The organism is Clostridium sp. AM46-21 (assembly GCF_003480025.1).
In the GTDB taxonomy this organism is placed as follows: Bacteria; Bacillota; Clostridia; order Lachnospirales; family Lachnospiraceae; genus Coprococcus; species Coprococcus ammoniilyticus.
Window position 1 is genome coordinate 1 of record NZ_QUIB01000011.1, and the last position, 14,226, is coordinate 14,226.

13 protein-coding genes, 1 tRNA gene and 3 pseudogenes are annotated in these 14,226 nt (G+C 40.1%); all 17 read left to right on the forward strand.

The window, feature by feature from the left end; genetic code table 11:
* Positions 1 to 139 precede the first annotated feature (139 nt).
* The 17 genes and pseudogenes from DW959_RS08560 (at position 140) to DW959_RS08635 (ending at position 14,072) form a co-directional block, all read left to right on the forward strand.
* Positions 140 to 531 (forward strand): annotated as a pseudogene (locus tag DW959_RS08560) (pyridoxamine 5'-phosphate oxidase family protein).
* Positions 531 to 899 (forward strand): DUF4186 domain-containing protein, encoded by a 369-nt coding sequence (locus tag DW959_RS08565; protein WP_117821963.1) that lies wholly within the window; start codon positions 531 to 533, stop codon positions 897 to 899. Before DW959_RS08560 ends, DW959_RS08565 begins: the two are co-directional and overlap by 1 nt.
* Positions 899 to 1,372 (forward strand): YaiI/YqxD family protein, encoded by a 474-nt coding sequence (locus tag DW959_RS08570; RefSeq protein WP_117821962.1) that lies wholly within the window; start codon positions 899 to 901, stop codon positions 1,370 to 1,372. The genes DW959_RS08565 and DW959_RS08570 overlap by 1 nt, the downstream gene beginning before the upstream one ends.
* Positions 1,359 to 1,577 (forward strand): aspartate dehydrogenase, encoded by a 219-nt coding sequence (locus DW959_RS08575; protein WP_117821961.1) that lies wholly within the window; start codon positions 1,359 to 1,361, stop codon positions 1,575 to 1,577. Before DW959_RS08570 ends, DW959_RS08575 begins: the two co-directional genes overlap by 14 nt.
* A 3-nt stretch (positions 1,578 to 1,580) precedes the next feature.
* Positions 1,581 to 2,107 (forward strand): annotated as a pseudogene (locus DW959_RS08580) (O-acetyl-ADP-ribose deacetylase).
* 77 nt (positions 2,108 to 2,184) lie between these two features.
* The gene (locus tag DW959_RS08585; RefSeq protein WP_242997284.1) at positions 2,185 to 2,406 is read left to right on the forward strand and encodes a helix-turn-helix domain-containing protein; all 222 of its coding nucleotides are present in this window, start codon (positions 2,185 to 2,187) and stop codon (positions 2,404 to 2,406) included.
* 59 nt (positions 2,407 to 2,465) lie between these two features.
* Positions 2,466 to 3,380: an IS3 family transposase gene (locus DW959_RS08590; RefSeq protein WP_117821960.1), complete on the forward strand. Its 915-nt coding sequence runs from the start codon at positions 2,466 to 2,468 to the stop codon at positions 3,378 to 3,380.
* 334 nt (positions 3,381 to 3,714) lie between these two features.
* Complete coding sequence (locus tag DW959_RS14200; protein ID WP_181983864.1) at positions 3,715 to 3,873, forward strand: hypothetical protein; 159 nt, start codon at positions 3,715 to 3,717, stop codon at positions 3,871 to 3,873.
* 251 nt (positions 3,874 to 4,124) lie between these two features.
* Complete coding sequence (locus DW959_RS08595) at positions 4,125 to 4,607, forward strand: low molecular weight protein-tyrosine-phosphatase (protein ID WP_117821959.1); 483 nt, start codon at positions 4,125 to 4,127, stop codon at positions 4,605 to 4,607.
* Between the two features lie 154 nt (positions 4,608 to 4,761).
* Positions 4,762 to 6,429, forward strand: coding sequence for a GGDEF domain-containing phosphodiesterase (locus DW959_RS08600; protein WP_147340230.1), 1,668 nt, complete (start codon positions 4,762 to 4,764; stop codon positions 6,427 to 6,429).
* Positions 6,413 to 7,003, forward strand: a complete 591-nt coding sequence (locus DW959_RS08605) for a prolyl-tRNA synthetase associated domain-containing protein (protein WP_347465044.1) — start codon at positions 6,413 to 6,415, stop codon at positions 7,001 to 7,003. The genes DW959_RS08600 and DW959_RS08605 overlap by 17 nt, the downstream gene beginning before the upstream one ends.
* Before the next feature lie 107 nt (positions 7,004 to 7,110).
* The gene (rlmD, locus tag DW959_RS08610) at positions 7,111 to 8,319 is read left to right on the forward strand and encodes a 23S rRNA (uracil(1939)-C(5))-methyltransferase RlmD (RefSeq protein ID WP_117821957.1); all 1,209 of its coding nucleotides are present in this window, start codon (positions 7,111 to 7,113) and stop codon (positions 8,317 to 8,319) included.
* Positions 8,320 to 8,338: 19 nt separating this feature from the next.
* Positions 8,339 to 9,040, forward strand: coding sequence for a TraX family protein (locus tag DW959_RS08615; protein WP_118615916.1), 702 nt, complete (start codon positions 8,339 to 8,341; stop codon positions 9,038 to 9,040).
* A gap of 233 nt (positions 9,041 to 9,273) precedes the next feature.
* A pseudogene (ychF, locus tag DW959_RS08620) lies at positions 9,274 to 10,370 on the forward strand (redox-regulated ATPase YchF).
* Positions 10,371 to 10,399: 29 nt separating this feature from the next.
* Complete coding sequence (gene lgt, locus DW959_RS08625) at positions 10,400 to 11,380, forward strand: prolipoprotein diacylglyceryl transferase (protein WP_118615918.1); 981 nt, start codon at positions 10,400 to 10,402, stop codon at positions 11,378 to 11,380.
* 127 nt (positions 11,381 to 11,507) lie between these two features.
* Positions 11,508 to 11,579: transfer RNA gene (locus tag DW959_RS08630), tRNA-Gly, on the forward strand.
* Positions 11,580 to 12,026: 447 nt separating this feature from the next.
* The gene (locus tag DW959_RS08635) at positions 12,027 to 14,072 is read left to right on the forward strand and encodes an LTA synthase family protein (protein WP_118615920.1); all 2,046 of its coding nucleotides are present in this window, start codon (positions 12,027 to 12,029) and stop codon (positions 14,070 to 14,072) included.
* Positions 14,073 to 14,226: the final 154 nt, after the last annotated feature.

Consider the following 14,226-nt stretch of genomic DNA (forward strand, 5'->3'; position numbering starts at 1 on the left):
GAAAAAATTATTGATGAAACATTGAAAGTTACAAGATTTTTTTAACAAACGTTATGGATGTAAAGAAAGAATCTTTAAAGGAAATAGATGAATGCTTTTCGAAATAAATAATTATAAAAGACGACAGGAGGATTACATCATGGAACGAGTAGTAAAATTTTTAAAAGAAGCAGAGACATATTATTTGGCGACAGTAGAAGGAGACCAGCCAAGGGTAAGACCTTTTGGTACAGCACACATTTTTGAAGGAAAACTGTATATTCAGACTGGCAAGGTAAAGGATGTTTCAAAGCAGATTCACGCAAACCCGAGGTGGAAATCTGTGCATTTAAAAATGGCGAGTGGCTTCGTGTAGCCGGAGAACTTGTAGAAGATGACAGAAGAGAAGCAAGACAGTCTATGCTCGATGCTTATCCATCTTTACAGAATATGTACTCAGCAGATGATGGAAATACAGAGGTGTTCTATTTTAAAAATGCGACAGCTACATTTTCATCATTTACACATGAGCCGGAAGTAGTGAAGTTTTAATGACGAAGGATGAATGGTACAGGCAGTTATTTGAGCGGCTGGATAATTCCAAGTTCCGAAGCAGTTTCCATCTGAAGCAGAAAGATATTGATTACATAAATGAAAAAGGGTTGGACACAATCAGACAACATGCAAAGGATTTTATTGCAAAGAGAGAAGCTCCTGCATATATAGCGAATGATGGTAAACAAACACCGATGAAAGGTCACCCAGTATTTATTGCTCAGCATGCAACGGCAACATGTTGTAGGGAGTGCATCCGAAAGTGGCATAAAATGCAGCCAGGCAAGGAATTGAGTCAGGTGCAGCAGGATTACCTTGTAGATGTAATTATGACATGGATTCAACGAGAAATGGAGAGAGGTTAGTGCAGATATTTGTAGATGCAGATGCGTGTCCGGTAGTGGACATTGTCGAGACAATAGCAGAGAAATACAATATTTCCACCACATTGCTGTGTGATACGAATCATATTTTGTATTCTGATTGCAGCAAGGTGATTGTGGTAAGTGCAGGAGCAGATGCAGTGGATTATAAACTGATCAGCATTTGTCATAAAGGGGATGTAGTAGTATCGCAGGATTATGGTGTCGCTGCTATGGCACTTGGGAAAGGTGCATATGCTATTCACCAATCCGGTAAGTGGTACACGAATGAGAACATAGATCAGATGCTTATGGAGCGACATCTTAATAAGAAGGTAAGGCGCAGCTCTCATAAGAATCATATGAAAGGACCGAGAAAGCGTACAGAAGAAGATGGCGTACGCTTTGCACAGCCCTTTGAAAAACTTATACTGATGGCAAAATCAAAAGAAGGTGCTCAGAGTGGGACTATTTAAGAAAAATATAGTTACAAAGACATATGATAAAGGAAATAAGAAACCAGTAATCAAGGCGAGCATATGTAATGGCGAGCAGGTTGCCGGATTTAAGAATATTCATACAGGTAAGATAGACGAGGTTATGCTGATTAAGAATCAGGCAGACCTTGATGCATTCAAGAAAATGTATGGAATAGATGGCGAAATAGAGAAGGAATATTAAACAATGTATTTGATTAAAACGATAAAAGGTGACATAACAAAAGTAACAGATGTGCAGGCAATCGTTAATGCTGCAAATAATTCTCTGCTTGGCGGAGGTGGTGTAGATGGAGCGATTCATAGAGCGGCAGGACCGGAGCTTTTGGTAGAGTGCAGGACACTTCAAGGATGTGAGACTGGAGAAGCAAAGATAACAAAAGCCTATAATCTGCCATGTGATTATGTGATACATACTGTAGGACCAATATGGAATGGTGGAAGAAATAGAGAAGAGGAACTTCTTGCTAACTGTTATTTTAATTCTATGAAGCTGGCAATGGATAATGGAATCAGGTCTATTGCATTTCCTTCCATATCAACTGGAGTATATAGTTTTCCGGTTGAGTTGGCAGCAAAGATTGCAGTACATACAGTAAACAGATTCTTACAGGATAATCCGGACAGTTTTGATTAGTGGAATGGGTGCTGTTTGATACTCACACTGAATCAGTATACGAAGCAGAAGTTGATCAACTTGATGCTAGAATATAAATAGTACAAGCCAAAATGAGAAATTCCAAGTACACATAAGCATGATACAATAGAAGCATGCTGAAGGAGGATCTCATATGGCAAAGCAACATGACAAACAATTTAACCTTGATGCAATCCAGTACTACGAGGATCATAAAGATCTTGGTGTACGTGGATGTGTAGAAAATCTTGGCATCGGATACAGCACATTAACAAAGTGGCTGAAAGACTTCCGGGAATCTGGTGATATTCCTGTTCGTGGTTCTGGTAATTACGCATCCGATGAACAGAAGGAAATCGCCCGTCTCAGACGTTAATTACGTGATGCCCAAGATGCACTTGATGTATTAAAAAAAGCAATCAACATTCTGGGAAAATGACGGAAGCCATTTATCTCGAAGTGTCTGAGAAGACGGAAGCTGCCCAAAAGGCTGGACGCCGGGGTTCCGTCTCCGGAATGTTGAAATTTTTAGGTGCCTCACGTTCAGGATATCGTGCATGGCTCCACCGCGTGCCTTCTGATACAGAAAAACGCCGTGAATCTGTAAAAGCAAAAATACAGGATATATATGATGATTCCAAGCAGAACTACGGTGCTCCGAAAATCACTGTAGAATTGCGGAAAACCGGTGAAGTCATTTCGGAAAGAACTGTTGGTACATACATGTGTCAAATGGGAATCCGTGCCCAGTGGAGCAAGCCATGGACAATTACCACAAAAGATTCTGATTTCAGCACTGAATTACAAAATATCCTCGATGAGCAGTTTAATCCTGACCGCCCGAATGCCGTCTTGTGTTCGGATATCACCTACATCTGGACAATAGACGGATTTGTCTATCTGACCAGTATTATGGATTTATTTTCCAGAAAAATCATAGCATGGACACTTTCAAAAACACTGGAAGTATCCTGCGTGATTGATACGATAAACAAAGCCAAAGCTCGCCGAAATATCGATCAACCATTAATTATCCATTCGGATCGTGGCAGCCAATATGTTGCAAAGGAATATATAAAAGCGACCGAAAATATGCAGCGTAGCTACTCGAAGAAGGCTTTTCCGTGGGATAATGCATGCATTGAATCCTTTCATTCTATTATCAAACGTGAATGGCTCAATCGCTTTAAAATTCGCGATTATAAGCAGGCATACCAGTTGATTTTTGAATATCTGGAAGCTTTCTACAATACGAAACGAATTCATAGCCATTGTAACTATATGTCACCAAATGAATTTGAACGATTGTATGAAAGAACGCACACTGAGGCTGAGCTTCTGGCGGATTAAAATGGGAAAAGTTTCTCATTTTAACTTGTACTAAATCTTGACATAGGACCATATTGAGGAGAAAAATGCTTCTAAAAGAAATTTTATAGTGGGAACAGTTGTTATTGGAACAGTTTTAGGTATTGTAGGAAATTACATAAGCGATTTCATTTTCTAACTGTGTTAGTAGCCCCCCTCTTTTTTTACTACCAACTTTACAACTAACACTAACAAGTAGTAAAAATTTGCTCAATTCTGCTCTGATTTGCCGCAATTTGTAACTTTAGAGCAAAACCAAGATTACCACGAAATATTAGGAACTAAGATATACTAGGACAAAAAGGAGAAACAGATAATGACTCAATACAGTGAAAAATCTTATAAAATGGCGTCAGATAACACCAAGTATAATGATGACGGAAAAGCAGTAATATCAGAAAATGATGCGTGGCGTGACGAGAAAGAATGGGATGAAGTATTTGAGCAGATGCAGAAGGAACGGCAAAACCTTTAGTAGTAACCATTTCCCTTTTACTACCAATTTTGCTACTAACAGGTAGTAACAACTTGCAGGGTTCTGCTCCAATCTGCCACAATTTGTAATTTTAGAGCATATCACAATAACCCCGAAAACCTTTGCAAAATACGCGAAGCAACGAGCGAAGTGTCCCGATATGCTTGCATAATCGGGCATTTTGCGACTGCCGCGACCGAGACGATAGTCGAGGTAGGGCATTTCCGGGCAAAACAAGGAGAAACAAAACTATGATAAAAGTACTTTTCATCTGCCACGGCAACATCTGCCGTTCCCCCATGGCAGAATTCATATTAAAAGATATAGTAACAAAACGTGGCATTGCCGATCAGTTTGAGATCGCATCGGCAGCCACCAGCACAGAAGAGATTTGGAATGGTGTAGGGAATCCGGTGTATCCGCCGGCAAGAGAAGAACTTGCCAGACATGGGATAAGCTGCAAAGGCAAACGGGCCGTGCAGCTTACAGCCTCAGATTATGATCATTACGATTATCTGATCGGTATGGATTCTATGAATATGAGGAATATTGAACGAATGACCGGACACAGACGTGGGGATAAGATCTATAAGATGCTGGAGTTTGCCGGACGAGATGCAGATGTCAGAGATCCGTGGTACAGTGGAAATTTTCGGGAGACTTATGAAGATGTTGTAGAAGGCTGTCAGGCGTTTCTTGACTGGTTGACAATTAACAAGAAATTAAGTAATTGATTAACCCAAATTTCACTTAATTTCCGAATAATTAAGTCGGATGCAAACTTTCTTTTTGCTAAAGAACATGTTAATATATATATAATAGCAAGTTCCTGTGGGAACAGAACATGTAAAATTAGGTAAGTATTCATTGTTGGGAGAAGATATTATTATGGCATTTGAATCATGGAGAGAGATTAACAGAATAAGGAAAAATCACCGCGACGCCATATATTTTTACGCGAATCTGCAAGATCGGTTTTACACGATTGAGGAAAATGATATTCTGCCTGATGAGTTGAATCCGGATGATAAAAATTTACTAAAAGCATTTTGCAACTGCACATGTATAGAAGAAACAGAGAAGAATAAAATGTGCAATTTGTATAGACAGATTGAGCAGGGAACAAAAGAGCCGATCAAGATGGATGACTTGGAGACATGGGTGCATCTTGAGACCAGATCAGGGAAGAAAGCTCTGATGGCAGTCCTTTGTTACCTTGAGAAAGATGAAAAAGGATTGATTCGGGAGTATGTGGGCATGATACGGATCATGCGCAAACAGGAATTAGAGAATCGGGAGATTGTGACATCGTTTAGCAATGATAAGAATCCGGCATTCTTTCTCAAGAAGATTGCACGTTTTCAGGCAGAGCATCCGGAGCGGGAGTATGCATATATTCAGTTTGATGTCCGTAGATTTAAGTATATCAATGAGAAGTATGGCAGTGATACAGGAGATAATATTCTTCGGTATATATATGACACGCTGGATGTGATGTGTGATAAGGAACATCTGCATTGTAGATTGTCAGCGGATGTATTCCAGATCGTGACCTATTATAATTCCAGAGAAGAAATCATGGAATTTATTGATAAACTTGATGAAAAGATTCGGAGATATGGTGATATCAAGTTAAGCATTACATATGGAGTGAATATCGTACCGGGCAGCTCAACGGCATATCGCAAGCATGGAGATGAAGCAGGACTTGCCCGTGCAGAGGGTAAGCGGACGATTTTGAATAAGGTTGTATTCTATGAGGATACGCTGATGAATCATGTGAAACAGACGGGAGCGATCGAGGAAGTTGAGGAGGAGGCTCTGAGACGGGAAGAATTTCAGGTTTATCTTCAGCCGAAGTACCAGTATGACAGAAGCCATGCGAAGATCGTCGGAGCAGAGGCACTTGTGCGCTGGATTGATGCAAATGGAAAATGCAAGTCGCCGATGGAATTTATTCCGGTATTTGAGGCAAATGGATTTATATACAAATTAGACTGTTTCATGTGGGAGATGGTATGTAAAGTTATCAGAAGATGGCTGGATACCGGAAGGCAACCACTTCCAATCTCGGTGAATGTGTCGAGAACCTATCTTCAGAAAGAAGATGTTGCAGGATATATCAGGAATCTGATCGACAAATATCAGATTCCGATGGAGCTGTTCCAGTTAGAGATCACGGAGACAACGGAGAATGCAGAATCATTGTCTTATATCAATAGTTTGAAACAGGCGGGATTTACATTGTTAATGGATGATTTCGGATCAGGTTATTCTTCCCTTTGTATGTTGAAGAATACACCATTTGACGTATTGAAGATGGATCGGCAGTTTTTGGATGAATGTTTGGACAGTAAACAGGGTAAGACGATCATTTCTCATGTGATATCCATGTCAAATGATTTGGGCTTAAGTATTATAGCAGAAGGCGTAGAGAATCGAGGAACGGCAGATTTCCTTTATGATAATGGATGTAGTGTATCTCAGGGATTTTATTTTTCCAAGCCTGTTCCGATTCCGGAGTTTGAGCATATGCTGGATGAACAGCAGAGGTAGATATAAGGAACGGGAGGGCAAAGTACTGTTGGAACTTTTGAATGGAAGACCGGAGAATACGGAAGGAAGACTGGAGAAGGAGATTCGGGTATATGATTTTCTTGACCATCTTGGAATAGAATATAAGAGAGTCGACCATGAACCGGCATTTACGATGGAAGTATGTGAGGAGATTGATAAGATGTTGCAGGCGACAATCTGTAAGAATCTTTTCCTGTGCAATCGTCAGAAGACACAGTTTTATCTGTTGATGATACCGGGAGACAAGCCGTTTAAAACGAAGGAGATCACTTCACAGATCGGGAGCGCAAGACTGTCATTTGCATCGGCTGAGGACATGGAGAAATATCTGGATATCGAACCGGGGGCTGTCAGTGTCATGGGACTGATGAATGATACGGAGCATCATGTACGGCTGCTGGTGGATGAAGACATATTAAAAGGCGAGTATCTTGGCTGCCACCCATGTGTGAATACATCCAGTCTGCGGATGCGCACGACAGATGTATTCGGATTGTATCTGGATGCGGTCGGACACGATATGACAAAAGTCGTCCTGACAGGTAAAGCATAGAGCAAAGAAAAAACCAGGCCATAAGTCATATACATTCAAGGAAATGTTGTTGACCATGTGTTTGGTTTTTGCTATGTTTAGACGAGAGATTTGAAAGGAAATAAAATATGAAAGAAAATATAAAGGGACAGCCGGGAAATAGAAAACCGGATGGCAGAAAAGTCCAGTCCCCAAATAAGAAACCTAACCCCGTGGCATACGAATATACAGACGAAGAATACCGGAGATTACTTGTAAAGAAGCAGACAGAGATGGAAAAGCTGCTTTCAGGATTTGCACCGGTCGATCCAATCGTGGGAATGGAAAATCCGTATTATTACAGGAACAAAGTATGTGCGGAATTCAGAAAACTGAAGAATGGTACGATCATCTCCGGCCGATATCAGGAGGGTACTCATAATGTCATAGAGACAAAAGGCTGCAAGATCGAAGATCAGCGGGCGGATGCGATCATTCAGGATATCACAGAGCTGTTCCGGTCATTTAAAATGATGATCTATAATGAAGACAGCGGATATGGACTGATCCGTCATGTACTGATCCGGACAGCACATCAGACCGGACAGATCATGGTGATCATTGTGACGGCATCTCCGGTATTTCCGTCGAAGAAGAATTTTGCAAATGCACTTTTGAAGCTTCATCCGGAGATCACAACGATCGTTCAGAATATAAATACAAAGGATACGAATATGGTGTTAGGTGACCGAAATCAGGTCATCTATGGCAAAGGCTATATAGAAGATGTTCTCTGTGGCAAACGGTTTCGTCTGTCGCCGGGAAGCTTTTACCAGATCAATTCTGTTCAGACGGAGAAATTATATAACAAGGCGATCAAATATGCGGATCTGAAAAAGAAAGAGACGGTGATAGATGCATACTGCGGAATCGGAACGATTGGTATCGTTGCAAGCGACCGGGCAAAACGAGTGATTGGTGTGGAACTGAATGCAGAAGCAATCCGTGATGCGAAGATTAACAGCCGGATGAACAAGATAGAAAATATCGAGTTCTATGCAAATGATGCAGGCAGGTTTATGGTAGAACTGGCAGACGCAGATGAGCATATTGATGTTGTGTTTATGGATCCGCCTCGTTCAGGAAGCACGGAAGAATTTCTTTCTTCCGTTGTAACGTTGTCTCCGCGTAAGGTAGTTTATATTTCCTGTGGACCGGATACCCTTGCGAGGGATCTGAAGTATCTGACCACACATGGCTATCAGGTGTTAAAGATCACACCATTTGATCTCTTCCCATTTACTGAGCATACAGAGGTTGTTACGCTATTGACGAGAGACAGAGTTATTTTTAAGTAGGAGAGGAACGTTATTAAAGATGAAAGAAAAGATAAAATTATTATCCGGTGCACAACTGAAATATATAGCATTTGCTTCAATGTTGATCGATCATGTTAATAAAACATTTTTCATATATTTTAACAGTAAGGCTTTAATAGTTATGAGTGAACTGTTTGATATATTAGGCAGGATCGCATTTCCTATCTTTATTTCCCTGTTGGTGGAGGGATATTTTAAAACGAGAAATCGATGGAGATATTTGGGAACACTCCTGGTATTTGGAATTATATCAGAGGTTCCGTTTGATATGTGTACATCTAATGTATTTTTTGAACCAAACTGGAATAATATCATGTTTACGCTTGCGCTGGTGTTGGCGATGATCTGGATTATTGATGCCCTGAAAAAGAAGATGCAGACGCTGCCCAAGTTCTTGTGGTATCTTGTATCTTTTATAATTGTAGCAGTAACTTGTCTGATAGCCATGAATCTGAGTCTGGATTATGATTCCCATGCGGTGTTGATCGGTTATTTTCTGTATCTTTTTCATGACAGACCGATTATTGCTATTCCGTTTAATTTTGCATCGATGTATAAGGAACCATGGGCACTTCTGGGTTTTGGCCTGATGCTTACTTATAATGGAAAGCGTGGAAAGCAGAATAAGCTTGTGAACTATTTGTTTTATCCGGTGCATCTTCTGATATTGGGAATTCTGAGAATGCGTCTTGGAATTTGACAGTAATTTGACGGCAACCGGCTGATAATCATTGAATTTTATGCCCCAATGTAGTATAATCATCGTGCTATTTTGGGGCTTTTTTGCGCCATTATACAGGTAAAGAACAAGAATACAGAGAAAAATTACCTTGTGGCATCAACTTTGAACGGCCATCTGACATAACGTAATATGGCTGAATGGTATGAGTTGTATGACCTTATAAATCAAGGTTTTAAGGAGGAATTATAACCATGAAGCTCGGCATAGTTGGACTTCCCAATGTTGGAAAAAGTACATTATTTAACTCTCTGACAAAAGCAGGTGCAGAATCAGCAAACTATCCATTCTGTACCATCGACCCAAATGTAGGTGTTGTTGCAGTACCGGATGAGAGGTTAGACAAGCTGACAGAGATGTATCACTCAGCAAAGACCACTCCTGCAGTTATTGAATTCGTAGATATCGCAGGACTCGTAAAGGGCGCATCCAAAGGCGAAGGTCTGGGAAACCAGTTCCTTGCAAATATCAGAGAGGTAGATGCGATCGTTCATGTTGTCAGATGCTTTGAAGATACAAATGTTATTCATGTAGATGGTTCGGTTGATCCGATCCGTGATATTGAAACGATTAATCTGGAGCTGATTTTTCCGATATCGAAGTTCTGGATCGTAGAATAGCAAAGACGATACGAGGTGCAAGAAATGATAAGATGCTTGCAAAGGAGCTGGATTTCCAGCAGCGTATCAAAGCGCATTTGGAGGAAGGCAAGCTTGCAAAGACTCTTGAAGTAACAGATGAGGACGAACAGGGTTGGATCGAGGAATACAACCTTCTTACATGGAAACCGGTTATTTTCGCAGCAAATGTAAGCGAAGACGATGTAGCAGATGATGGAGCATCAAATGAGCATGTTCAGAAAGTAAAAGAATACGCAAAAGAATTTGATTCAGAAGTGTTTGTTGTCTGTGCACAGATCGAGCAGGAGCTGGCAGAACTGGATGACGAAGAAAAGAAAATGTTTTTGGAAGATCTTGGAGTAAAAGAATCCGGTCTTGATAAACTGATAAAGGCAAGCTATTCACTGCTTGGACTGATCAGTTATCTGACAGCCGGTGAGACAGAATCCAGAGCATGGACGATCAAGAAGGGAACAAAAGCGCCGGGAGCAGCCGGCAAGATCCATTCTGATTTTGAGCGTGGATTCATCAAGGCAGAGGTTGTAAGCTATAAAGATCTTATGGAATGTGGCAATATGGTAGCTGCCAAAGAAAAAGGTCTGGTAAGACAGGAAGGTAAAGAATATGTGGTAGAGGACGGAGATGTCATCCTCTTTAAGTTCAATGTATAAAACAGCTTCCTTTAGGAGATAACAAGAAAATGGAAACAATTTCAGAATATTTTAACAGTATTATCTTTCCGCATTTGGGAATCTTCCTGAAGCATGTAGGTGATCATATATCCATTGGCAGCTTTGAGATCCGGTTTTATGGTATCATCATTATGTGTGGATTTATCCTTGCCTACTTCCTTGTGACAAATGAAGCGAAACGAACAGGACAGGATCCGGAAATGTATCTGGACTTTATCCTGATCCTGATCATTCCGGTAATCTTAGGCGCAAGAATTTATTATATATTGTTCCGACTGGATCAGTATATAGTGGCGGGAAATGTAAAAGAAACCATCCTTGGTATGTTAAATATCAGAGGCGGTGGACTTGCAATCTATGGTGGTGTAATTGCGGGTATTATTACCGGATGTATCTTTGCGAAGAAGCGGAAGGTAAATGTGCTTCGGCTTGCCGATACAGCAGCGTTTGGTCTGCTGATCGGACAGATCCTTGGACGCTGGGGCAATTTCTTCAACAGGGAGGCGTTTGGTGCGTATACAGATTCTGTATTTGCGATGGGAATCCCTCTTGATTATTACAGACATGAAGGAACACTAAACAGTCTGATCAACAGTGGAGTGATCTCAGATACTATGCTTGCAAATACACAGACACTTCATGGTATGGAATGTATAACAGTACATCCTACGTTCCTGTATGAGTCACTCTGGAATCTGATGTTGCTGATCTTTCTTCTTATATATAGAAAGCATCAGAAGTTTACAGGTGAATTCGCATTTATCTATGTAGCAGGCTATGGCCTTGGAAGATGTATCATTGAAGGACTTCGTACAGATTCCTTAATGATTGGCAATTCCGGTATCCGTGTATCACAGCTTCTTGGATTTGCATGCTTTTTAGTTGGTGCAGTTGTGCTCATCGTTGGCTATGTTCGCAGAGCAAAAGGGCAGTTGCAGACCATTGAAAATGAGTCTGTTCAAGCGCCTTCAGAGGATGAAAACAACTAGGCTCAATGCGGTAATTCATTGCGTGAAAAAAATATTTAAAAAAGTTGAAAAAAGTTGTTGACAGAAACAACGTCTTATGATAACATATCCATTGTTGTGAGGCAAATAAATCACAACAATGGAAAATGCGCGAGTGGCTCAGCGGTGGAGCACCTCCTTGCCAAGGAGGGGGTCGCGGGTTCGATCCCCGTCTCGCGCTCTTATTTTTTAGAAGTCTTAAGATTTAAGACTTCTTTTTTTATGGTTGATACTTTGAACCTCAATGAGCCACTGCCATTTATCAGAAAAACAGTAACATAGACGATTGACTTTCGATGATCCGATGCTGGAACAAAGGGCTTCTTCTTAATAATCCTAAAGAAGATTTAATAATTGTTTTATTGTAGTTTTCTCCGAAATATGATATTTTCCCATCATATAAAGCATTCCCAAAGATATAGATAGAAGAAAAGTAAGTAAAAATTACGCAAAAAATGAAAAAATGAGGTAATTATTTGTAAAATTTGCGGATTGAATAAAAAGAAAGGGATGCTATAATGAAACCGATTTAATCTTATTCTGAAATTACCGGTTTATGAATAAGATAACAGGATTGCATTAAGTATTTGGTTAGTGGTTGCCGAATCACGGCAGAATGGAGTTTTAGATGAAAGACAAATTGAAGAAATTGTGTAGTACAGCTATATTCCAGTGTGTTGCGATTGCAATTGTGCTGGATATTATTTTGGAGATATTGGGAAGACACTCATTTATCAATACGATGAAATATATTGTGAATGAACCATTGGTGTTCCTGTATAACTGTTCCATTATCTTTTTTACTTTGACATTGGCACTGCTGATGCGTAAGAGAGTGTTTGGTTATGGTATTATTTCATTTGCATGGCTGCTTTGTGGTGTAACGAACTGTATTGTTTTAGGTTTTCGTATCACTCCGTTTTCAGCGATCGATATGCTGATGGCGAGAAATACGATCACCATCATTGATAAGTATTTCTCAGTATGGCAGGTTGTATTCATCGGTGTAGCGTTATTTATTGCACTGGCAGCGGTTATCATATTGTTCTTAAAGTCCCCGACAATCCAGGGAAATATTTACAGGATCCGTACAACGGTTCTGATCGTTGCATCTTTCTGTATGGTTATGCTATTTACAAAGATTGCATTAAATGCACAGGCAATCTCGGATAACTTTGCAAATCTGGCAACAGCATACGATAAATATGGTTTTGTATATTGCTTTTCAAACAGTGTAGTGGATGTCGGAATCAGTGAGCCGTCAGATTACAGTGAAGAAAAGATGCTTGAGATCAAGGATGAACTGGATACGGTGAAAGCTTCGGGAGCAAAATTTGCAAAGAGAAAGCCAAACGTAATTGTAGTTCAGTTGGAATCCTTCATGGATCCATCATATGTAAAAGAATTATCTTTTAATATGAATCCGATTCCGAATTTCACAAAATTAAAAGAAGAATGTTCGTCAGGTTTCCTTACGATGCCTGCAATCGGAGCGGGAACGGCAAATTCGGAATTTGAGGTGCTTTCCGGATTTGATGTGGCATACTTCGGTGCCGGTGAATATCCATATAAGACGGTACTTGGAAGTACAACCTGTGAGACGATGGCGACACAGTTTAAAAAGCTTGGTTATTCTACTCATGCGATGCATAACCATGACGGTACATTCTATGACCGTTATATCGTATACAAGAATCTTGGCTTTGATACATTTACCCCTATGGAATACATGTATGACGTAGAGCATACCCAGAAAAACTGGGAAAAGGATAATGTACTGACCGGAGAGATCATGAAGACCCTGAAATCTACAGAGGACAAGGATTTTATCTTCACGGTCAGCGTTCAGGGACATGGAAGATATCCGAGTGAATTAGATTATGAGAATTATTCCTATCCGGTAAAAGTAACAGGTACGGGAAGTGAAGAACTGGACAATGAATGGACATATTATTGCAATCAGCTTCATGAGATGGATGAATTTATCAAGGATTTAATTGAAGAACTGAAGAATTATGATGAAGATGTAGTACTGGTAATGTATGGTGATCATTTACCGGGATTTGAACTGACAAATGATGATGTAGAGAATGGAAATCTGTACCAGACGGAATATTTCATATGGAGCAATATGAAGCATTTCATTGATAAAGATGAAGACATTCCGGCTTATGATCTGAGTACGAAGCTGTTTGATGTGATCGGACTTGAAAAGAGTGCCATGCAGAAGGTGCATACACTTTACAGCGAAGATGATCCTGAATACAGCGATGTAATGTGGAATGTAGAATATGATATGTTATACGGTAAGCGATATATGTATCCGGATGGCTGGCCATATGAGCCTACCGATATGCAGTATGGTGTAGAACCGATCTATATTACGGATATAAAAGAAGGCGATTATCAGAAAGTGTCCGATGACCCGGAGAAAGCACCGGAGCAGCTCCATGGATATTATATCAAGGGTGAGAATTTCAATGAATGCAGTTTTGTTTGGATCAACAACGGATTCAAGAAGGAAACAATCTATATAGACCGGAATACTCTGTTTATTCCTGATATCACGTTTGACGATGGTGAGGAAGTCTATGTTGCTCAGGTTGGTGATGACAGCATTGATATCGGAAAGTCGGAAGCGTTTATTTATCAGGCTCCGGTAGCAGAAAATTAAAGATAACTGATAATTCCTCATAAAAAAGAAATTTTTTGGTAATAAATAATCTTGACATTAAATAGGTTATTTGATAGCATAGCATCATATATTTTGGATATAACAGGAGCGTTCGTTTGAATGCTCCTGTTATATCAACTTACAAATAAAAAAA